The organism is Streptomyces sp. NBC_01224, assembly GCF_036002945.1.
Taxonomy (GTDB): Bacteria; Actinomycetota; Actinomycetes; order Streptomycetales; family Streptomycetaceae; genus Streptomyces.
Map to the genome: position 1 here is coordinate 9,355,224 of NZ_CP108529.1, position 21,175 is coordinate 9,376,398.

Genomic DNA, 21,175 nt, shown 5'->3' on the forward strand with positions numbered 1-21,175 from the left:
TCCTCAAGGGCCCACTGTCCGCACGGTTTTGAATCAAATAGGTGGCCACCGGCCTTACAGATTGTGAATGGGAAGGCGCTGGTGAGAAGATCCCACCGGTCTGACGCTCAGGGACCTGGAAGCCCCTGTTGGACAGCAAGGTGCAGCCGGTCAGTCGCGTCCGGAATCGGACGCGGCTGATGCTCAGCAGAGGAGCAAAGCATGCGTTCGCTCATTCCTCCGAATCCGCCCCGCCCTGGTCCTGAAAGGCCCCTGAGCGGCGGTGAAGTGATCATTATTGTCATTGTCGCGGTCGTTGCCGCAGCTCTCACCGTCGCAGACCTGCCGATGCTCGGTGTTCTTGAGCTTCTTGGCGGCGCCGTGTCCATCGGCACAAGCGCGGTGACGCAGTTGCGTACATCGCGGTCGGCGCCGGTCGAGGGGATCTAGCGGTCCACATGGGACGGCGTGAGAACGCCGTTGCCGCAGCAACCCGACAGTCTGAGGCCCTGGCGTTGTGGTTGCGCGCGCAGCGCGACCGCCAGGGCCTCAACTACGCGGCAATGGCACGGGTCATCGAATACGAGTTCACAGCCTCGATGCTTTCCCGGGCCGCCAGCGGACGCACAGTTCCGTCGCGCAAGGCTGTGGAGGCCTACGCTCGAGCGTGCAATGCCGATCTTGGAGAGGCGCGCCGTTTATGGAAGGCGGCTCGTTCAGCAGAGCAAAGCCGTCGTGGGCGCGAGCTGACTCCAGACGGATTCCAGGATCTGGCGGCGAAACTGGGAAGAGCCTTGGCTCACCCCGAGGTCATCGAGGACTACGGGCAGCTTCGACGAGCCATGGTCCAGTTGCGCGCCAGAGAAGGGCAACCATCCCTGGGTGAACTGCAAGAACGAGCAGGCAAGATGCCGGACGGTGTTCATCACCGTCTGCCCAAGAGCAGCTTAAGCGCGATCCTGCGGGGAGAATCCGTCCCTCTCCGCAGACACGTCACGGCCTTCGCTGAGGCAATGGGTGCTTCTCGTCGCAAGGTCGCCGAGTGGGAGCGCGCGTGGGACCGCGTGTCCGGCCGGGATGAGCCGCAGGCCGTCATGCCGGCTCGGCCCGCCCTTGTCGACCCCCAGCCGGCGCATGGCCCGCCGACCGTCACCACCACGCCGGCGCCGCCTCTCATCAGGATCTCCCTGAGGGAGGTACGCAAATCTGATGACAGTGACACGAAGGTGCTCGTCGGGCCGACCATCGCGCCACCGGGCGTGGATTTGAGGGCCGAAGACGTGAAATTCCTCAGCATGCATGCATTCACTCCCACGAACAGCGGCCGACGGCAGGGCTGGAGCGGCCCCATGCGTGCTCATCCGCCCGTTGGCTATACCCGCAACGGGCTGCCGATTCGATCACCTCGCCTCTACGACCACGCGCAGGCCCCGGTCCTGCGCGTGGGTGCGGCACGTCAGGTCAACGCCTTGGGAACCAGAGGTGTCCCGGCTGAACTTCCCCCGCTCCGCTTCCTCATCGACCTGAAGTAGCCCGACCTCATGGAGTCCTAGCGGTGGTTTGTTGACGGCTGGTCAGGGCCGTAGTAGGCCGGTAGCGGAGGAACGTTGCCTCGCCGCCTGGGGGCTTGTGATGACCCGTCGTCTGCTGTGTCCGCCCGCACCGGGCCCGCTGGAAGCTTACGCCGCACGCTTCGATGACCTGTTCTCCACATGGGCACAGCGCCGTGGGTTCCGCGAGTACCTGACCGGGCTGCTGCTGCCGCGGGACCGCAACAAGACGCTGACCTGCCTGGCCGGCACCGAACTCGTCGTCGGGGCCCAGCACCCCTCGGTGCAGCGGCTGCAGTTGTTCTTGTCCGAGTCGACGTGGGACCACGAGCAGGTCAACGCCCGCCGGGTGGAACTGCTGCTGGCCGACCCCGCGACCGCGCCGCACCCGGGCGGGGTGCTGGTGATCGATGACTCCGGGGACCGTAAGGACGGGAAGGCGACCGCGCACATCGGACGGCAGTGGCTGGGCCGACTGGGCAAGACCGACAACGGCATCGTGACCGTGACCACCTGCTGGGCGGACGAGAACCTCTACTACCCGCTGCACGCCGTGCCCTACAGCCCCGCCCATCACTTCCCCAAGGGCAAGAGCGACCCCGGCTTCCGCACGAAGCTCCAGATCGCCGCCGAACTGGCCCGCAGCGCGAAGGGCGCCGGGGTGGCCTTCCGGGCGGTGGCCGCCGACTGCGCCTACGGTGACCAGGACGGCTTCCGCAGGGAACTCGACCAGGCGGGACTGCCGTTCGTGATGGCCCTCAAACCGAGCCACGGTACCTGGGCCTACGGCGTGGACGCCTACACCCCTGTTGACGCCGCCCGCGCCCTGAGCTGGACGGACCCCAAGCATCCCGGGGACTGGACCGCGTCGAGCGCACCTTCCGCGACGGACACACCGAGACATGGTGGGCCGCCGACGCCTGCCTGGGCTGGTGGGGACCGGACGGCCTCACCCGCCTCGTCGTGGCCACCACCGAGCCGGCCACCCTGCCCGCGCGGACCACCTGGTATCTGGCCACCGACCTGCCCCGCCCCGGCGGTCCTCGCGAGGCCGACAGCCCCGAACCGGCCGCCGACCTGTATGAAGTCGTCCGGATCTACGGCATCAGGCACTGGATCGAGCAAAGCCATGCACACCCACGGCCGCCCCGCCTACGGCTGCGGCTTCTTCGGCGGCCGCCGGTGGGGAGAAGCGCCGCCCGGCGAAGGCGAGCTGATGAGCCGGCATTGGCTCGGGCGCGGGCCCGTATGCCAGGCTCCAGCCGTCGTCCGGTTCTTCGCGAAGGTGCAGGCGCAGGGCGTCCGTGCACTCGTCCAGGCCGCGCGCGGGCTCCGGCACGCTGCTCAGACGGGTCTTGAGTTCGTCCAGCCAGTCGTCCTCCGGGCTGGTGCTGTCGCCTTGCCAGCCCACCGCGTTGCTTAGCCCGGGCGCGGCGAGCCGTTCACGGACGAGAGCCAGGGCCGCTTCTGCCGCAGGCCGGGAATCCTCCAGCGGTCGGACGGCCTCGGCATGGGCCCGCGCGCAATCCGAGTCATTCCCCACGGCTTCGGTGTGGGCCGTGCGGTGGGCAGCCAGTTGTGCGACTGCCTCCGCGTGGGCCTGGTCGGCAGCTGCGACTGCCTGTTCGAGGTCGAGCCCGCTGAGGTCGCTTCGCTGTCTGCATGCTTCCAACGCTGCCTCGGCGTCGGCGGCCCGCCGGTGACTCTCCTCGGCCTGGGCGCGGTCTTCCTGGGCAGCCTGTGCCGCGGCCTGCAGCCCGGCTCCAGGGTGCTTGAGCTGCGGTCTGTACGCCAAGCCTGTGAACGAGTCCTCTGGGCTGGGGTGTCTGACACCCTCCCCTGGTCAAAATGCGTTGGCGAGGGATTCACCCGGTGGCAGGATGGCTCGGTGAATATGGCACAGAACCAGAGAGCCCCTGTCGTGCGTCCCATCACCGACTCCGACATTCCCACCGCGGTCGATACCCTCGCCCGCGCCTTCGCCGACTACCCCTACACGCGGCACGTGATCGCAGCGGACGATCACGAGGACCGGATCCGGCAGTCCCAGGAGCTGTGCCTGACCCGCATCGGCATGGTGTACGGCCGAGTCTGGGTCGCCGACGAAGGCCGCGCCGTGGCTGTCTGGGCCATTCCCGGCCAGGATCCCTCGCCCGCCTTCGCTGAACTCGGGCCGACCCTCGGCGAACTCAGCGGCGACCGGGCCGCCGCTTCCGCGGCCGCGGAAGCGGCCATTGCCCCGAACCGGCCCCAGGAGCCGGGATGGTTCCTGGAAACCGTGGGAACTGCCCCCGAGGCCCAGGGGCAGGGCCTCGGCAGTGCCGTGCTGATTCCCGGCATCCAGGAGGCCGAGCACGCTGGGTATCCAGCGTTCCTGGAGACCTCCAGCGAGGCGAACGTGCAATTCTACGAGCGCCTCGGCTTCAAGGTCACAGCCGATGTCCACCTCCCCGACAACGGCCCCCGCACGTGGTGCATGCGCAGGGACCCGCGCTGAGAACCTGAATTCTCACCTTCGACGGGGGCCGTGCTCAGACCACCTCGTCGTCCTCGTCCAACTTCGGGAGAACAGGGCGGCCCACGGCGGACAACGCTGCGACAGCCGGCCCCGCAGCAAGCCCCACGACGAGCCCCGCTCCCAGCCGCATAGCGTCCAGCCGCCATCTGGCGGCTGTCGCTGATCAGACCCCCTCTTCGCCCACCCCGGCCGTCTGCAACTCCTCTTCTCCGAGCATTGAACTGCCTGGAGAAGCGTCCCGGCCCCGCACGAGCGCCAGGGCCGGAGCCGGACTCACGCACCCTGCCCCGTCCGCCCATCCACGAGACCTCTAACATCATGTGGCGTTTCGTCGTCGGACACCGGTGCCTGCCTGGCCGTGTCCGCCGCCCAACGCCCACGACGTCCGCCGCACAGCGATGGAGTCGGGTATCGAGCTGCCGAGGAGAGGAACGTTCATGCGCGCTCGGAGCATCGGCGCGGCCGCCGCAACAGCATTGGCGCTGGTGGCTGTCCGCGACCTCGTCCAGAAGAAGCACGCACTGCTAAGAAACTTCCCCGTGATCGGGCACGCCCGGTACCTGCTGGAGACGATCGGGCCGGAGCTGCGGCAGTACGTCGTGACATCCAACGAGGAAGAGCGCCCGTTCAGCCGTGACCAGCGCACCTGGATCTATGCGTCGGCGAAGGAAGAGAACAACTACTTCGGGTTCGGAACCGACGTAGACGTCGAGCACGTGCAAGGGCACGCGTACGTGAAGCAGCGGACGTTCGCCGGCACGCTGCCCGATCTGCACGACCCGCAGGGCCCGCTGCCCTCGGCCAAGGTGCTGGGCGGCCCGCGCGGGCGCGCCAAGGCGTTCCGGCCGGCGAGCGTCGTGAACATCTCGGCGATGAGCTTCGGATCGCTGTCCGGCGCGGCCATCACGGCGCTCAACAAGGGCGCGGCGCTGGCCGGCGCGATGCAGAACACGGGTGAGGGCGGCCTCTCGCAGTACCACCGCAACGGCGGTGACCTCGTCCTCCAGATCGGGACGTCGTACTTCGGTTGCCGCAACGAGGACGGCACCTTCAACCTTGACAAGCTCAAGGACGTGGTCGCAGGCGCCCCTGTCAAGGCGATAGAGATCAAGCTTTCCCAGGGCGCCAAGCCGGGGCTCGGTGGGATGCTGCCAGGCGCGAAGGTGACCCCCGAGATTGCCAAGATCCGCGGCATCCCGGCCGGCAAGGACTGCGCCTCCCCCTCTCGGCACACCGCGTTCCACGACGTCGACTCGATGCTCGACTTCGTGGAGCTGCTCGCCACCGAGACCGGTTTGCCGGTCGGGATCAAGAGCGCTGTGGGGGAGATGAGCTTCTGGCAGGAGCTGGCCACGCTGATGGCGCGTGGTGATCGCGGGGTCGACTTCGTGACGATCGACGGCGGCGAGGGCGGCACCGGGGCGGCTCCCCTGATCTTCACCGACTCGGTGTCGCTGCCGTTCCGGATGGGCTTCTCCCGCGTCTACAGCACGTTCGCCGAGCGGGGTCTGACCGACGACCTCACCTTCATCGGCTCCGGCAAGCTCGGCCTGCCCGAGAACGCCGCCGTCGCCTTCGCCCTGGGTGTCGACATGATCAACGTCGCCCGCGAGGCAATGCTGTCCATCGGCTGCATCCAGGCGCAGAAATGCCATACCGACAAGTGCCCCACCGGCATCGCCACCCAGGACCCGTGGCTGGTGCGCGGCGTCGACGCGCCCTCGAAGGCCACCCGGGCCGCTGTCTACCTGCGCACCCTGCGTAAGGAGCTGCTGAAGGTCTCGGGAGCTGTCGGCGTCGCCCACCCGGCACTCATCACCACCACCGACATCGAGATCATGAACGGCGACTACGACGCCCGCACCTTGGCGAGCGTCTACGGCTACAAGGACGGCTGGGGCGAACTCGGCCCGGAGCTCGCCCAGGAGATCACCGCGCTGCTCACCGCCAAACCGACCCCTCTCCAGAAGCCTGTCGGCTGACGTGTGACGAGTTGCCAGTGCCTGATCTGCGAGGTCGGGCGGTGCGGGGCGGTCGGCCGGGCTGACTACGAGCCACGGCCTGTTGACCCGGGCGGGTGGGACTGGCACGGCGACTTCCCGGCCCCTCCGGGGCGCGGGTCCTGGGGGCACGCCCGACCAGCACCACCTGCTGCACGACGAGATGGCGGCCGCCCAAACGCCGACTCCACGCTGAGCCCAGCCAGCGGTGCCCTCAGCCACACGTGGCTGAGGGCACCGCCGCATTCCAGTCGCCAGCGCCTTCGTCGGAGGTCGGCTCTCGGCGCACTTCTTCGACCGGCCGTGAAGAAGGACCCCGGCCGGTCGGAACGCGCCGTGAGATCTTCGGCTACGCCGATACCGACAAAGGTCCGCTGCAGTTGCGCAGACCTGCCTCGATTCCTACGGTGCAGCCGTGACGGGCAGCGCCCGGGTCGCTAGCCTCGCCCTGCAACCGATCCGCGCCGCCCGCACCGCGATGCACACCACCGCCCCGACGATGCGCGCCACCGCACCCGATACCCGGGCAGTGCACTGCATCCGATGCACGACATCGACCCGGAGTGCACGACATCGGAGTGGGGAGGCCCGCGCGGACCAGGAGGAGCCAGATCTTCGGCGAGCCGTAGGTACCGCCGGAGCCCCTTCTTCAGCCGGTGCTGGGTCACGGGGCGGGGATCTTCATCCCTCGGTAGAGGTAGCGGATGGTCTTCACCCTGGCGGGGTCGAACAGTCGCACCTCGTCCGTGACGGGCCACCAGCGGCCACCGCAGTAGCGGTGGCGCAGGTCCTTCCAGGTGCTCCGGCGGACTTTCTTCGCAGCCATTTGATGACCCGCTGCCAGACGAAACGGCGTAGGTATCAGAAGGTGGCGTGCGAGACACCGAAGCGGAAGTAGGCGGTCCAGCCCCGCAGCACCCGGTTGAGGCGGTGCAGCAGGACTTCCAGCGGCAGATTGGTGTCCTGCCGGCATACGTTGCTCACCTTGTCCTTGATCGACGCGAGCGCCTTCTTGGACGGGTAGGTGTAGACGTAGTGCCGGTTGGTGCCCTTCTTCCGGTGGCGCTGGAGGCGCCGGCCGAGGAAGTCCAGGCCCTCGTCGATGTGCGTGATCTTCGTCTTCTCCGGTGACAGGGGCAGGCTCAGGGGAGAGGACCTCAGCTACCCAGGCACGGATGGCTGTCGCATCCTCGCGGGTCCCGGCGACGAGCACGAGAAAGTCGTCCGCGTACCGGCAGATCCGGTAGTTGGGCTTGCCCGTTGCCCGCCGGTGGGCCCTGCGGCTGCGGGTGGCTCCTGGTCCTCCCCTCCGCCCCACCACGAGACCATCAGCCGGCGACGGACCTGCCCCCACTCCCGGCCTGGAAGGACGGTGCTTGCGCGGTCTCGGATGGTTCCCACGTTTCCTGTGTGCCGATCGGCCAGGATGGGTGCCCTGCTTTGCCCTGACAGCCTAGCCGTGCCTACGCCGCAGCCCTTCGGCACGGCCCCCGGACCTGAAGACTTCTCGGGCTCCGGAGTCGGCGGCCCGCATGTAGGGCAGCCGCGTACTGCATCCCGGCCCAGATCCACCAGGTTGGAGCCGGTACAACGCTTACGGAGCTTTAACCGCAGGTTCCTCACGTACACCTTCTGGCCTCGCTTGCCGGACCCGCACCGTCTGGCAGTACCGGCGCGTCCCGTCGTTGTCGGGGCTGCCTCCCGCCCTTCCCGGCATCCCCCGGGTCGGACTGGCCCCAGCTTCTACCGAACCGCTGCGACGGCCCGGCGGTGGTGGTCTTGCACCTCCACTCGGTCACACAAAACTTCGTGGCGCACCCATGCATCGCTTGAGGACATCACGTTCCGTCTCCAGCTCGCGTATCCGCTTGTTCTTCTCGTTCATCTCCCGGCGCAGCCTGCTGCACGGTGCAGCGCCTTACGCCGACCCGCCCCAGAGCCCGTGCGCGACCACGTACAACGAGCAGGGCCGGTACCGGCTGCGCGAAGACTGTGCGCGGGGACCGGCCCCGACGCACCGTCACGACGCCCCACTGCAGCTCCCGGTACGACTTTCCACCCGCGCGGGTGACGCCCGCCAGGCAGCAACGATTCTTCGCCGATCAGGGCCGGAGCATGAGGGGCATGATTCGTCCTCTGCGCCGTACCACCACCTTCTTCGCGGCCGCCGCGGTGGTCGCCGGTCTCGCGGTCACCGCTGCTCCCGCCATGGCCGCCACCTCCCACAGCCTCGTCGGCCGGGCCCCGGCCGCCCGCGACCTCCCGGAGCCGCCTGACGCCGCGAAGGCCCGCGAGCTGCTTGCGGGCCTCGGCGTGGCCGACGAGGCGGTCGGCGTCATCTGCGGCACCGATGGCAGATCGGGGCTCACGGTGGGGACGGCCCACGCCAGGGACTGCGCCACAGCACTCCAGGTCGCGAGCGCCTACACGCGGAGCTGGAACAGCGGTGGCGAAGGGGCCACGACCGTCCACGCCGCAGGATCCGTCTGGAGCTGTCGGGAACAGCCGGGTCCGTTGAATCCGTATCAGGAATGCGTCGAGACAGGCGGCACCGGCCGCATGGTCACCCTGACGTCCTGATCAAGACGCCCGTCGACGCTACGGGCCTGCTGGTCGCAGTGCTCGCCGATCCTGCTTCGGAGGTGTGCTCATGATGTACGTCCGAATGCTTGTGGAGGCGGCCCGGCACTGGGATGATCCTGGTGCTTCCCGCCGGCGTTCTCCCGGCCTGCCCCACAACACCGCGCTGCGTCGGCGGCTCCTTGAGCTCTCGGCGCGGATCTGGTGGCATCCCTTCTTCACCGCCAGCGGGGGCCGTGCACCGGCGGCCCGGGTGGAGTTGCGTTGCCTGGCCCGCGAGCGTGGGCAGCGGACAGCGCGGGCCTCGTGAGCGCGGGGCCGTTCGACTGCCGGGCAGGAGGCGGTCCTGCGGGCGATCAGGGATGTCATTGCGGACACCGGGGATGCCCCCGCGGTCTGGGAGATTCATGTGACTTAGCGCTGTAGTTGGCCAGTCTGGACAGGTAGGTGCTCAGTCGTGGGGGTGGGCCATTCGAACATCCGCAGGGATGCGGAGCCGCAGGCTTGATATATCTTGAACGTGTTCAGTTGAACATGTTCAAGGGGGGTTTGCGGTGGAGGAATGCCAGAGGGTGGGTGCCCGGCAATGGGGGTGGGCCGTGGCGGGGGTGGTGGCGGCAGGGATTGCGGCGGCCCTCGGGCTAGTGATCGTCACCTACCTGGCCGGGTTCTTCGTTATCAGCGTGGCCGCGGTCGCCGTCCCGCTCTTGATGCGAGACCAGCCGAAGGGATTTGCCCGAGCTTGCTTCGTCGTCGGGGCGGGCCTGCTGGCCTGGGGCCTGATCGGCGCCGTTATCGGCATGTTTCTGTTCGTTCCAGCGGCCCTGTTGTTGCTCGTCGCAGCCTTTACGGACGCCGGCAACCGCCCAGTCGCATGGCTGGCGGTGACCACGCCCATCGCGGCCGCGGCAGCCGTGGCACTGTTCTATCTCCAGCCTCCGGACCCGGAGAACGAACCGCCACCCTCCTTTCACGCGACACTCGACTCCACCAGCCGGTTTTACGATCTGGACTTCAATCTGCGCAAGGAACAGCTGCGAGACTTCGGCGCCACGCGGATTGAGGTCGGTGAGCATCAGCCTGGTCAACTCATACTCACAGTGGGGATGCCCGACAGCTTCGCAGAAGGGCAGAGTCAGGACAGGCTCAAGGAGCAGATCCTGCGGCTACCAGGGGTAGTCGATCTACGCCTCTGCACGTTCCACACCTGCGATTAGCAAGTCAGGAGCCTGAGCGTGCTTCGTGGCGAGTCCCGCCAGGTAGCGCGCTCAGTCACAGTTCGTGTGACTGAGCACTCCAGTTGGCGAGTTGAGCGTTGTGGTTGGCGGGCGAGCTGATCTCGCCCCCTACACGCAAGCTCTTGCCGCCCGAAGCGATCAAGACGCCGCAGCCCAACCCACCCGGGGTCATGGTGCATGAGCAGACAGGGCTCACGTGTCGGGGTGTCGTTAAGACTCCGCGTCAGCGGGGCGCGAGGACGCAGAACTCGTGGCCCTCCGGGTCGGCCAGGCAACTCCACGGGACGTCGCCCTGGCCGAGGTCGATGTCGGTGGCGCCGAGGGCCCGCAGCCGGGCCACCTCCGCCTCTTGATCGTCACCGGGGTACGGCAGCAGGTCAATATGAACGCGGTCTGGCACGGCCTTCACGCCGGGCGTGCGGAGGAACTCGAGATACGGGCCGACACCCTTGGCGGAGCGCAACACCGCATGATCGTCAGTCACCTCGTGCAGGGTCCAGTCCACCGCCTCGCCCCAGAACCGGGCCATGGCCCGCGGATCCGCGCAGTCGACCACCACCGCGGCGATCGGCCCGGTGTCCCGGTAGATCTCCCGAGGCTCCAGCACGCAGAACTCGTTGCCCTCCGGGTCGGCGAGGACCGTCCACGGCACGTCGCCCTGGCCCACGTCGGCGGGCGTCGCGCCGAGAGCCTGGAGGCGCGCGACCAACTCCGCCTGATGGGCCGCAGAGGTGGAGGCGAGATCGAGGTGCACACGGTTCTTTGTTGTCGTCTTGGGTTCCGGGACGGTAACGACGTCGACGCAGACGGCGACCGGGTCCGGCCAAACGAATCCGCCGACGGGTTCAACGTTGGTCACGCCGGGTCCCTCACTGGAAACACCCCAGCCGAGCGCTTCCGCCCAGAACCGGCCGACCGCCGAGTCATCAAGAGCCTTTATGTTCACATTCACAGGTCGCAGTGCCATGTCGGCGACCCTACGCACTCTGCAACGACATCCGCAGGTACCGTCGCCAAACAGAGATCAACTCGCTCACCAGCCGCAATGCTCAGCTCGCCAACTGGAGCGCTCAGCCCCGCCAGGTCAACTGCTCACTCGCCAGATGAAGCACTCCTGACAAAAGTGGTGGGCTTGACCTGGTCAGAGGTCGGTGTCGTGCATGAGGCCGCCGGGTAGCGGGACGTGGTCAGCCGCGTAATCGCACGCGATAAACCCGGCGACGTCGGCGATCATCCCCGGGATACTGGTCGCCCATGGATGAGGTCAAAGTCGTCGTCGCCCATTCCGAGCGCGCGACCCCGCGCGTCGGCGACGTGTTCCTGAAGGTGGACGCCGATCAGGCGCGCATCGACGTCGAGGTCGAGGCGATGTCCCTCGCGCCGGTCCCGACCCCGGAGGTCCTGTGGCGCAAGCCGCCCGTGCTCGCGATCGCCGCGCTCCCGGGGACGACGCTTGGGCGCCTCGGCGGGCCGTCGACCGGGTCACCGGCGGCGTGGGCCGCGGCGGGCGCCGCCATCCGGAAGCTGCACGACGCGCCGCTGCCGCCCCGGCCCGGCCGGGCCGGGCGGAGCATCGTCGCGCTGGCGGCGGAACTCGACGACGAGTGCGAGTGGCTCGTGACTAATGGCGTCCTGCCCGCCGACCTGGTCACCCGCAACCGCCAGGTTGCCGAGGCCGCGCTCCGGCCGTGGACTCCGGCGTTCACGCACGGCGACCTGCAGATCGCGCACGTCTTTGTCGACGGCGGCGAGGTCACTGGCATCATCGACTGGTCCGAGGCGGGCCAGGGTGATGCCCTGTACGACCTCGCCACCTTCACGCTCGGACACGAGGAGCACCTCGACGACGTCATCGCCGGCTATGGCACCGACGTCGACCTCGACGTGATCCACGCGTGGTGGTCGTTGCGAAGCCTGCTGGTGGTTCGCTGGCTGATCGAGCACGGCTTCGACCCGTCCGCGCCGGGTTGTGAGGTCGACGTGCTGAGATCCCGGATGTGAGGCTGCGCGGGCCCGACTGCTGTGAGTGCGTTCTGACGCATCGAGCAGGCCATCCCCTGGGGCGCATCGCCTGCCCTTACTCCCGACAAAGTGCGGTGCGGAGTCGTCGCCAGCAGATGACGGCGCAGCCGAGGGTGAGGAACGCGTGGTGGATGTCGTCGCGGATCTCCCAGCGGATGCGCAGGCGGCGGAGCCAGTGCAGCAGCGCGATCGCTCCTTCCACGACCCAGCGGTACACGCCCAGGCCGGAGCCGTGCCCGGTGCCGCGCCGGGCGAGGTGCGGGGTGATCTGGAACCGGCGGACCTTGTCCCGGTAGACCTCGTGGTCATAGCCGCGGTCGGCGTACAGGTGCTTGGGGCGGCGCAGTGGCTGGCCGCGCTTGCCGCGGATCGGCGGGACGGCCTGGATCAGCGGGATCAGTTGGGTGACGTCGTTGCGGTTGCCGCCGGTCGGTTGCCGCCGGTGGTGATTGCCGCGAGCGGGATGCCGTGCGCCTCGACGATCAGGTGGTGCTTGCTGCCGGCCTTGCCCCGGTCCACCGGGGACGGACCGGTGGCCGGCCCGCCCTTCATCGCGCGGATGTGGCTCGAGTCGACCGCTGCGCGGGAGAAGTCCAGCAGGTCTGCGGCCCGCAGCTCGGACAGCAGCAGCTCGTGCAGGCGCTGCCAGACCCCGGCCTCGTTCCAGTCCCGCAGCCGTCGCGAGCAGGGCATCCCCGAGCCGAAGCCCAGCTCCTGGGGCAGAAACTCCCAGCGGATCCCGGTGTACAGCACGAACAGGATCCCGCACAGCACCTTGCGACTATCCAGACGCTTACGACCCGGACGCCGCGGATTACGCGGGACGACCGGCAGCAGCGGCTCGATGCGCGCCCACAACTCGTCAAAATAAGGGTCGCCGAGATTACGACAGTTGCCGGTCAGACCCCCGGGGTACAGCTGGCCGACGGGGCGGTAACCCTGGCCGACGATGTTCTGGTCACCGTCGGCCACGTATAACGTTCCAGGGCCGCCGTGTCATGGCGAGTGAGTTGCCCGCGGTCACCGTAGTGTTCTCCTGCTGGAAGGACGGTGCGAGCCTCGCCATGGCCCCGAGCGATGCTTTGGGGCGTACGCACTCGTCCGCCAGGCCGTCGCAACGGTCTGGTGAAGCTGGGGCAAGCCCGATCCGGGGAACGCCGACGAGGGTGACAAGCGACCCCGGTAACGGGGCGGGACGTGCCAGGACTACCGGACGGTGCGGGTCCGTTCAGCAAGGTCAGAAGGAAGGGTGATGACCATGGAGCTGTTCCTGCCGATCCCGCTTGCCGAGTGGCGTGACACCAAGGAGACGCTCCAGCGCTTCGCGCAGATCGTCGGGAAGATCCGTCTCGCCGCCAGCGCCCGGCGCAACCACTGGTGGAATGTCCCGTTCCACCTCACGGGGCGCGGCATCACGACGCGCCCGATGGGGCAGGTCGACGGCAACCCGATCTTCACGATGGACTTCGACTTCGTCGCGCATCGGCTGGTCGTCTCGACGCTGGACGGTCGGGAGATCTCCTTCCCGCTCGTCGGCCAGTCCGTTGCCTCCTTCCACGACGCGGTCATGGAGTCGCTGGCAACGTTGGGCATCCGGGTGCGGCTAGACGTGCCCAGGCCCTTCGACCTGCCCGACTCCGGCCGGCCGTTCGCCGAGGACGCCGAGCATGCGACGTACGAGCCCGCGCAGGCCAACCGCTACTGGCGGGTCCTCAGCCAGGTGGCGTCGGTGCTGGAGGAATTTGCCGCGGGGTATTCGGGGAAGGTGAGCCCGGTGCACCACTTCTGGCACACCTTCGACATTGCGCACACCCGGTTCTCCGAGCGTCACATCGAGCAGCCTCAGCAGCCGGACCCTGTCACCCGGGAGGCGTACTCCCGGGAGGTGATCAGCTTTGGCTTCTGGTTCGGGGACGACACCTTTCCTGCGCCCGCGTTCTACTCCTACACCGCTCCGGAGCCGGCGCACCTGGCCGAGGAGCCGCTCGAGCCCGCGGCGGCGCACTGGGTCGCCCGGAACGACAGCCACCTGGCCGTACTGCCGTACGACGAGGTCCGTGTCGAGGCCGACCCGCGTGCCGCCGTACTCGCCTTCTACGAGAGCGCGTACCGGGCCGGTGCCCGGCGCGCCGGATGGCCGATCGACCCGCTCGCATGCCCGGGCGGGGTGACGGACCCGCAACTGCGAAACAGGCCCCACCCGGCTTCCGGCTGAGGCCCAACAGCAACCGCGAACCCCACATCGGCATGGCCACCCGGCCACCGCCCCGGTCAGATGTCGGTGCGCGGCAGCTCGCCCGGCCCGCTGCGGCAGTTCACCCCGGCCAACTCCAACCATCACAGCCATCCCGCGCAGACCCGGGCCCTGCTCCGCTACCTGCGCTGGCGCAATGCCAACGCCCGCCACCCCGACGTACTCGCCGCCGAGCGCAAGGAACGCGCCCGCATCCGCAGCGCAAAGGGCATCCGCCGGGGCGGACGCCCCCTCGCCCCCGCAGCCTGACCAACCCGGCGAACTGTGGGAGCACCAGGTCGCATCTGTCAGGTGCAGCCAGGGTTGTGATCAGGGTGATCACTGATGGGCGACGGCGACCGCACGCAGCGCTGGCGACCGGCCGACGGCTGGGAGATCGCCCATCGCTGCCACCTCTGACCGTTCCCTGGACAGCTGGATCGTCCACGTGGACCCAGCTGCCTCGCGTATGACGGCCATCGTCCTTGCGGAGGTCCTGGACCTGGGAGGAGCGTTCGCCGAATGGAGACGCCTCGTCGGTTGGCCTATGTGCAGGGGTGGTTTGGATGACAGGGGCCGAGCGCCGAGAAACATGAGGTCTGCGTCATCTCAGGTCACACATTGCGCGTGTAGGTCGCATTCACGCTACCTATACGCGCAATCCTCGATGGCCTGACCAACTTCACCACTTCCGGCCGGGCCCGCACCGCTCCCGCCCTCAGCGTCGCTATCGGACGTACCTGTCCCGACTGCGACAGGCCACTCCACGGTGCACGACACGAGCGGCGGGCCGCACCACGCCGAGCGTGCGCGGAGAAGATCCTGCCGGAGGCTCTCACGGTCCTGACAGGGAGCCGTTCAGGGGCGGGCTGACAGGATCTGTGGGACGCGACTGTTCCTTCTGCCGTGTCCAGTGCTGGGACGACGGCGACAGCTGGAAGATCGACGCCCGCACTGCCCATCCCCTTGCGCATCGTCCCGCAGAACTCTGGTTGGGACAAACGACACCGGCACGGCTCGACCTGGATGGGTCGGTGCCGCTGTCGCGGCGTCGTGCGTGTGCGGAAGGCATCTTCTTCCGTCGGCTCAGGAGCGGCGCCTGCCGCCGGTAGCCCTCGCCTACATCCACGGGCTGCGGTTGATCACGATCGAGTCCCGCCGGCCCGGCGGGGCTGACCGGCCTGGTTTGGCTAGGGAAGGGGGCAGGTGAGGGGGAGGACGCGCTCGGTCAGCTGCCCGGTGAGGTGGGTGTCGGTGAGGGCGGCGTCGGTGAGCCAGTCCGCTGCGGTCAGCTGGTCGGCCAGGTGCTGCAGTTCGCCGGGACCGACCGGGCACCGGGCGGCGAGAGACTTCAGGTCGATGCCCTGGCCGCCGGGGCCGAGGCGTCCCGAGGAACTGGTCTGGGTGGCCAGTGTCAGGGCGAGCAGCCGGGTGCCTGCGGTGGTCTTGGCCTTGCGGAGCTTCTTGTCCGAGACGACTTTCCGGGCCCATCCGCTGAGTTTGGGCCGCATCTTCTTGCCGAACGTGAACGGGGCCGTCCCGTCCCCGCGGGCCACGAGGGACGGGACGGTGACCGGGGTGGGGTTGTCGGGGCGGGAGGCGAGCAGGTCGCCGGCGGTGCCGGGGATGCTCAGCCAGCCGCAGCCGGTCAGCTGCTCGACCAGGTCTTCCGGGTCGGTCAGGCCCAGCGCGGTGAGGTCCTGCCCGACGAGGTTGCCGGTGCCGGTGTGCGCGGTGCGCAGGGTCAGCATCACCACCAGCAGCCGCGCCTCCGGGTCGGGCAGCGGGCTGTGGTCGGCCACATACGCGAGGACGGAGCGTGCGTGCTCCCATTGCGTCGCCGCGGTCAGTAGCCGGGTCACCGCTCGACCATCGCTGTCCGCACCGCAGCCGGTGCGCTGCTGGTGCTGGAGGCGGGCGGTGGTGGCGGCCTGCTCGGCGCGCCGGGCCTCAAGCCGCAGATTGACGTCGCAGGTGACATCGGCCCAGGTGGTGAAAGCGCGTGCCTTGCGTTCCTGGAGGTCGGCGAGGAGCGCCAGGTCGGGTTCGGTGCGCTGCTGGTAGGTGCGGAAGAGCTCACCGAGTTCGACGAGTTCGTCCCGCAGGACGACGGGCCGCAGATCGTGGGGGATGACCCGCTGCGCGATCTTCCCGCACGGATGGCGGCGCCGCGTCGGCGCGGAGCGGGGGGCCGGTACGTCCCGCGGGCCGGCCGCGGACGGGCGACGGTCGGAGAACTGCGGCGCGCCGGCAGGAGCGGTCGACGGGCGGTCGGCAGTGTCCGGGGTACCGGCAGCTGGGCCGGAGGCGGCCTGTGCGGTGGTGACGACTTGTGCGCCGGGCGTGGCGGCCGCGCAGCGTGAGCAGCACTCCAGGGCCTGCCACCAGCGTCCTTCCCGGTCGGTGACCACGGCCAGGACGACCGCCCCGCCGCACCGCCAGGGCTGGGCACGCATCTGCCGGTCGTCGGGACGGAGGTGCGTGTGGCAGCTCTCGGCCCGGCACGCGCAGTACACCTCGGCCCGGGGCCCGGGAGCGGCTCGGAGGTGGGCCTTGAGGTGGGCGACCGCAGCCGCACGGCCGACGACTGCGGACGGCAGACGCTGCTCGGCGCAGGAGGGACGGCTGCACGAGACGCGCACCGCCGCACTGCCACGACCGGCAGCGTCCAGACGCACCGTCCACCGGCGCCCCAGCAGCCGCTCGTTCAGCTCGCTCGCAGTGGCCTCCGTCATCCCGTTCTTCCTCCCATTCCGTGTCCGTCCCCAATGCCCGTACCCGTCCTCGCCGCGACGGACGGGGCGCGGGCCCACCGTACGCGGGCAGGCAGGCCGATGGCTGGTGAACTCGCCCGGTTCACCAGCCCACGGCGTCGACCTGGCCCGACGGAACGGGTGTGAACCGCTGGACGCGCTTGGCGCGCTGGTCACCGGAGACGGCCGACGCTCTGCATCAGGTTGCCGTGCCGGAGACGGGTCACGGCCGGGTGCGCAGCAGCTCGGGCGCACGCGGATGGTCTGCCCGAGCCAGGTGGCTACGTCCTTGTCGATGTACTCAACCAGGCGCATGACTTCGGCGTGTGCGTCGGTGAGGCTGAGCCGGCGTGCACGGCCTTGACTGTTGGACTGGCCGTGCAGTGGCAGGCCGTTGATCAGAGGCTCGTGATGTGCAACGTGGTTACGCGGGGAGCGGACGTGACTGGCGGTGGCGAACACGGTGGCCCGCTTGCCGCCGCTGTTCGGGAATGCCTTGTGCAGGGCCTTGCGCCACACGGTGGAGTCGTAGTCGACGTTCTTCTTGAACGGGCCGTCACCGCGGGTGCCGCCTTCGTCGAGCAGGTGAACCCAGCAGCCGAAGGTGGACTTCGCCACCACCTTCCCGGCCGGGACGGTTCGCAGTGTCTTGCTCGCCGGTCTCCTGCCGGGATCATTGAGTGGTGTGCATCGTGAGGTTGCTGGTCACGGGTCTGGTGTGCGCGGGATTCTGGATGCTCGTGCTGGTTGAGGGCGGATGATTTCGGTGAAGATCGTCGGTCAGCGGACGACTTCGCGGTTCGTCCGGACGAGCAGGGTCCTGACCAGGGCGGTCGCCCACTTCGGGTCGGTGCGTACCTTGCCGAGCACGCGCCGGTTCTTGAGGTGGGCGATTGGTCTGGTGCCGGGTGCTGAACGCACCGAGCTGTGGCATGGAGTAGCCGGACGGGCCGACCCCAGCCTGCCGCGATCAGCGCCATCAGGCGTCCACGCCGACGGAAATGCGGGCGGCCCGCACGTCCCCCAGGTAGCCGCGGGGCCACAAGGTCTCGTGTGTAGCGGGCAGCGGATCCCTGACGGCGCTGGAGGCCGACGATGTGCCGGACGACCACCTTCGCTTCGGCCAGGGCCTCGGACCTGCCATCGCGCATCAGCCAGCAGGTCGGCGTCCGGAGCGGTTGCACGTCCTCGTGCCCGGCGCTGCAACCAGCGCCGGGCGTCAAGAAGGCCGGTACGCCTGGCGCGTGGCGAGTTCGCGTACCGTCGCCATGTCGCTGAACGGCAGCAGTTCCTCGTTGACGATCTGGTAGGGCTCGCTGCCTTTGCCCGCGATCAGGATGACGTCGCCGTGCCCTGCGGCGGACAGGGCGAAGGAGATGGCGCGGCGGCGGTCGGCGAACCGCTCGAAAGTGGTGCCGCTCGCGAGCAGGCCCGGGACGATCTGATCCATGATCGCCCGGGGGTCTTCGTTCCGGGGATTGTCCGAAGTGAGAACGCACAGATCGGAGTAGGTGCCGGCGATCTCCCCCATCCGGGCGCGCTTGGTGACGTCCCGGTCCCCGCCGCAGCCGAAGACCGTGACGACCCGGCCAGAGGCGAAGCTGCGGATGGTGGTCAGCACCTTCTCCAGTGAGTCTGGGGAGTGCGCATAGTCCACGATGACGGACGTGCCGTCCGGGGTCTCGTAGCGTTCGAACCTTCCCGGGATCGGGGGCATCTGCTCGAGTGCGGCGACGAGTCCGGCCAGATTGTGCCCGATGAGGTGGCAGGCTGCGACAGTGGCCAGTGCGTTGGAGACGGAGAACCGCCCAGGCACGGGGATCGCCGCCGGATACTTGTGGCCGGCGTGGTGCAGGGTGAAGCGGGTGCCGACGGCGTCCATGGTGAGGTCGGTTGCCCGGTAGTCCGCCTCCGCGTCGATGCCGTACGTGACGACCGCGCCGGGCATGATCGCCCCGATGCGGGCTCCGACCGGGTCGTCGGCGTTGACCACCGCACGCCGGCACAGCCCCTGGAACAGACGCAGTTTGGCGTCCCGGTAGTTCTCCATGGTGCCGTGGTCGTCCAGGTGATCCTGTGTCAGGTTGGTGAACACCCCTACGTCGATGAACGAGTGGTCGAGGCGGTGGGTCAGCAGGCCCATCGACGTGGCTTCGAGCGCCACGGTGCCGACACCGCGGTCGCGCATGTACCCGAGCAGATACTGGAAGTCCGGCGACTCCGGTGTGGTCAGTACCGACATCGGCATCGGGATCAGTTCGTCGCCGATCCGGCTGCCGCCCGTCCCGATGACCCCCACCCTGGCGTGCTCGGCGACCCTCAGCACCGACTCCACCATGGAGGAAACCGACGTCTTCCCGTTGGTGCCCGTGACGGCCACCATCTTCATCTGCCGGCCTGGCTCCCCGTGGTAGCGGGAGGCGACGACCGCGGCCGCCTTGCGCGTGTCCGCGACGGCTACGACGCATACACCAGCTGCCGACGCCCAGGTCGCGACTGGAGGTTGCGCCGTCGCGGAGCAGATGAGTATCGCCACCGCGCCGCGTGCGAGAGCCGGTCCGACGGACTCGGGGCCGCCCTCGCGATGGCCGGGTACCGCGATGAACAGGGATCCCGGAGCGGCGCGGTGGGCGTCGAAGCAGGTGCCTCCGGTGATCCTCGTCTCCGGATCGCCCTCGATGACTTCATGGTCGTGCCCGGCGAGCAGCTCGCTCAACTTCACAAGGGTCCTCTCGAAGATGCACCGGCCGCCGGTCGTCCGGCGGTTGGCGCGCAGGCGGCGCCAGGGCGCCAAAGGATGACGAAGCAGGAAATTGTGGCGAGGATCGTCGCCGTGCGGTTACAGAGGTGGGGAGCGGCGGCCGCGCAGAAAATGGACCGCCTGCAGGGGCGGAATGATCTGGGAAATGCCGAGAATTGCCCGGAATCGCTAGCCGTGGCCGTGCAACGCGCGACAGTAGATCGTCGGCGCGTTCACCGGGGCGACGGTCGTCGCGCACGCGGCGGCCGGGCACAGGGCATGAGCGGCCTGGAACAGGCACTCCCTCACTGCGCATGTGCGACCCATGTGTGGAGTGTAAGCCCAGCCGCGGGGGCGATCGCCCACCGCTCGTTTGCACATCTGCGTTACTGCTGCCGCACTGTCTCCGGCACCCGCGCCGCGAGGCACGCCGTGCGGTGGCGCAGCCGGAAGCCCAGCGACTCGTACAGCCGGATGGCGTTGGTGTTGCGCGCGGAGGTGTGCAGGAAGGGCCTCTCGTCGCGGGCACGGACGCCGGGGCCACCGCCAGGACCAGGCGCCGGCCACGCCCTGCCCGCGGAAGGCCGTGTCGACGCAGACCGCACTGATCTCCGTAGCTGGAGCGGATCACGGCTTGCCGCAGTGAACTGGACGCGCTCGCCGAGGAGCTGGCCAAGCAGCTGCAGGAGGTGCGGGCCGAGCGGAGGAACTGGTGATCGCCGATCGGGTCCTGGTCCGGCTGGCCGAGCAGGACCGGACTGCGGCGGAGGCCGTCGCGGCCGTCGCCCCGGCTCCCGCCCGGGTGGCGGGGCGGGCGGTGCTGTTGGTCCCGCACCGCAGCGAGACTCCCGACGAGGCCGCCCTGCCCGGCGACTACCGCAAGATCCTGGCGATCGTCCGGGCCGCCGACGGCCCGGTGCAGGCCAAGGGCGTCGGCGAGGAGCTGGGCCCGGAGATGACGGCGCGCGGCAGACTGGAACCGCTGATCCGTTCATTGCTGCGCGAGTACTACCCGGCGGCTCTGGAGGCGTGGCGGCACAAGGCCGGCGGACTGACCCGGTCGGACGCGCCGCTTCGCCACTGCGGGCGGGCGCAAGACATACGCGGGAGCGGCCCCGATCACCCGGGCCTCGGGCAAACGCAAGTACGTCGGGCGCCGGTTCGTGAAGAACAACCGGCTCAACCACGTCGGCTACCTCTGGGCCTTCGCCACCCTCACCCACTCGACGGGTGACGCCCACTACCGGAAGCGACGGGAGTACGGAGACCGGCATGCACAAGCCCTGCGGCACCTGTTCAACCGCATGCTCGGCCTGCTCCACCACTGCCTCCAGGCCCGTGTTCCCTTCGACGAATCCGTCGCATTCCCGACAGTCTGTGCTGGACAGGCGGACTGAGCAGGGGAAGCGCAGTCCCGACCCACGCTGTTGGTGGGATACAACGGCTCATATGACGGTCTTCCACTGCACGAAGTGCAGCGCCGAACTCACCCCGGACCTGCAGGAGCTTCCGGGCGTCCCGGATGTCTCCGTGCACGACAGGGACCGCCACAGCAAGACCCG

At 68.9% G+C, this 21,175-nt stretch carries 14 protein-coding genes and 5 pseudogenes; 11 read left to right on the forward strand and 8 right to left on the reverse strand.

Annotated elements, in window-relative coordinates; genetic code table 11:
• Positions 1–201: 201 nt before the first annotated feature.
• The 5 genes and pseudogenes from OG609_RS42700 to OG609_RS42720 all read left to right on the forward strand — a co-directional run bounded on the left by OG609_RS42700 (position 202) and on the right by OG609_RS42720 (position 6,029).
• A complete protein-coding gene (locus tag OG609_RS42700; protein WP_327277669.1) occupies positions 202–429 on the forward strand; it encodes a hypothetical protein in 228 nt (75 codons plus the stop codon).
• Positions 430–437: 8 nt separating this feature from the next.
• Positions 438–1,511 carry a helix-turn-helix domain-containing protein gene (locus OG609_RS42705; RefSeq protein ID WP_327277670.1) on the forward strand — a complete coding sequence of 358 codons (1,074 nt, stop codon included), beginning with the start codon at positions 438–440 and terminating at the stop codon, positions 1,509–1,511.
• 100 nt (positions 1,512–1,611) lie between these two features.
• A pseudogene (locus OG609_RS42710) lies at positions 1,612–2,660 on the forward strand (IS701 family transposase); the annotation flags it as partial.
• Between the two features lie 463 nt (positions 2,661–3,123).
• Positions 3,124–4,026, forward strand: coding sequence for a GNAT family N-acetyltransferase (locus OG609_RS42715; protein ID WP_327277672.1), 903 nt, complete (start codon positions 3,124–3,126; stop codon positions 4,024–4,026).
• A gap of 458 nt (positions 4,027–4,484) precedes the next feature.
• A complete protein-coding gene (locus OG609_RS42720) occupies positions 4,485–6,029 on the forward strand; it encodes an FMN-binding glutamate synthase family protein (RefSeq protein WP_327277673.1) in 1,545 nt (514 codons plus the stop codon).
• Between the two features lie 682 nt (positions 6,030–6,711).
• On the opposite strand, the gene OG609_RS42725 is transcribed toward OG609_RS42720, so the two are convergent.
• Positions 6,712–6,873 (reverse strand): hypothetical protein, encoded by a 162-nt coding sequence (locus OG609_RS42725; RefSeq protein ID WP_327277674.1) that lies wholly within the window; start codon positions 6,871–6,873, stop codon positions 6,712–6,714.
• A 35-nt stretch (positions 6,874–6,908) separates the two neighbouring features.
• A complete protein-coding gene (locus OG609_RS42730; RefSeq protein ID WP_327277675.1) occupies positions 6,909–7,031 on the reverse strand; it encodes a group II intron maturase-specific domain-containing protein in 123 nt (40 codons plus the stop codon).
• Between the two features lie 1,140 nt (positions 7,032–8,171).
• Between OG609_RS42730 and OG609_RS42735 the strand changes: the two genes are divergently transcribed.
• Positions 8,172–8,627: a hypothetical protein gene (locus tag OG609_RS42735; protein WP_327277676.1), complete on the forward strand. Its 456-nt coding sequence runs from the start codon at positions 8,172–8,174 to the stop codon at positions 8,625–8,627.
• A gap of 572 nt (positions 8,628–9,199) precedes the next feature.
• Positions 9,200–9,844 (forward strand): hypothetical protein, encoded by a 645-nt coding sequence (locus OG609_RS42740; RefSeq protein WP_327277677.1) that lies wholly within the window; start codon positions 9,200–9,202, stop codon positions 9,842–9,844.
• 244 nt (positions 9,845–10,088) lie between these two features.
• On the opposite strand, the gene OG609_RS42745 is transcribed toward OG609_RS42740, so the two are convergent.
• Positions 10,089–10,832, reverse strand: a complete 744-nt coding sequence (locus OG609_RS42745; protein ID WP_327277678.1) for a VOC family protein — start codon at positions 10,830–10,832, stop codon at positions 10,089–10,091.
• A 287-nt stretch (positions 10,833–11,119) separates the two neighbouring features.
• Here OG609_RS42745 and OG609_RS42750 point away from each other — a divergent pair, with 287 nt between their 5' ends.
• Positions 11,120–11,866, forward strand: coding sequence for a phosphotransferase family protein (locus OG609_RS42750; RefSeq protein ID WP_327277679.1), 747 nt, complete (start codon positions 11,120–11,122; stop codon positions 11,864–11,866).
• A gap of 76 nt (positions 11,867–11,942) precedes the next feature.
• Here the strand turns inward: OG609_RS42750 and OG609_RS42755 are convergent.
• Positions 11,943–12,790: pseudogene (locus OG609_RS42755) on the reverse strand (IS5 family transposase).
• A 355-nt stretch (positions 12,791–13,145) separates the two neighbouring features.
• On the opposite strand from OG609_RS42755, the gene OG609_RS42760 reads away from it, so the two are divergent.
• The gene (locus tag OG609_RS42760; RefSeq protein ID WP_327278374.1) at positions 13,146–14,102 is read left to right on the forward strand and encodes a DUF5996 family protein; all 957 of its coding nucleotides are present in this window, start codon (positions 13,146–13,148) and stop codon (positions 14,100–14,102) included.
• An 84-nt stretch (positions 14,103–14,186) separates the two neighbouring features.
• Positions 14,187–14,390: pseudogene (locus OG609_RS42765) on the forward strand (IS630 family transposase); the annotation flags it as partial.
• A 920-nt stretch (positions 14,391–15,310) separates the two neighbouring features.
• Here the strand turns inward: OG609_RS42765 and OG609_RS42770 are convergent.
• The 4 genes and pseudogenes from OG609_RS42770 to OG609_RS42785 all read right to left on the reverse strand — a co-directional run.
• A complete protein-coding gene (locus OG609_RS42770) occupies positions 15,311–16,855 on the reverse strand; it encodes a hypothetical protein (RefSeq protein ID WP_327278375.1) in 1,545 nt (514 codons plus the stop codon).
• A 798-nt stretch (positions 16,856–17,653) separates the two neighbouring features.
• The gene (locus OG609_RS42775; protein ID WP_327277680.1) at positions 17,654–17,794 is read right to left on the reverse strand and encodes a hypothetical protein; all 141 of its coding nucleotides are present in this window, start codon (positions 17,792–17,794) and stop codon (positions 17,654–17,656) included.
• Positions 17,795–18,092: 298 nt separating this feature from the next.
• Complete coding sequence (locus tag OG609_RS42780; RefSeq protein ID WP_327277681.1) at positions 18,093–19,595, reverse strand: UDP-N-acetylmuramoyl-L-alanyl-D-glutamate--2,6-diaminopimelate ligase; 1,503 nt, start codon at positions 19,593–19,595, stop codon at positions 18,093–18,095.
• Between the two features lie 404 nt (positions 19,596–19,999).
• Positions 20,000–20,228, reverse strand: a pseudogene (locus tag OG609_RS42785) (GNAT family N-acetyltransferase); the annotation flags it as partial.
• Between the two features lie 455 nt (positions 20,229–20,683).
• On the opposite strand from OG609_RS42785, the pseudogene OG609_RS42790 reads away from it, so the two are divergent.
• A pseudogene (locus OG609_RS42790) lies at positions 20,684–21,010 on the forward strand (IS110 family transposase); the annotation flags it as partial.
• Positions 21,011–21,175 lie beyond the last annotated feature (165 nt).

Bases quoted from the DNA above. Each gene is read 5' to 3' on its own strand.
- OG609_RS42770 (WP_327278375.1), bottom strand. From the start codon at position 16,855: ATGACGGAGGCCACTGCGAGCGAGCTGAACGAGCGGCTGCTGGGGCGC.
- OG609_RS42700 (WP_327277669.1), top strand. From the start codon at position 202: ATGCGTTCGCTCATTCCTCCGAATCCGCCCCGCCCTGGTCCTGAAAGG.
- OG609_RS42735 (WP_327277676.1), top strand. From the start codon at position 8,172: ATGATTCGTCCTCTGCGCCGTACCACCACCTTCTTCGCGGCCGCCGCG.
- OG609_RS42725 (WP_327277674.1), bottom strand. From the start codon at position 6,873: ATGGCTGCGAAGAAAGTCCGCCGGAGCACCTGGAAGGACCTGCGCCAC.
- OG609_RS42720 (WP_327277673.1), top strand. From the start codon at position 4,485: ATGCGCGCTCGGAGCATCGGCGCGGCCGCCGCAACAGCATTGGCGCTG.
- OG609_RS42750 (WP_327277679.1), top strand. From the start codon at position 11,120: ATGGATGAGGTCAAAGTCGTCGTCGCCCATTCCGAGCGCGCGACCCCG.
- OG609_RS42760 (WP_327278374.1), top strand. From the start codon at position 13,146: ATGGAGCTGTTCCTGCCGATCCCGCTTGCCGAGTGGCGTGACACCAAG.
- OG609_RS42705 (WP_327277670.1), top strand. From the start codon at position 438: ATGGGACGGCGTGAGAACGCCGTTGCCGCAGCAACCCGACAGTCTGAG.
- OG609_RS42745 (WP_327277678.1), bottom strand. From the start codon at position 10,832: ATGGCACTGCGACCTGTGAATGTGAACATAAAGGCTCTTGATGACTCG.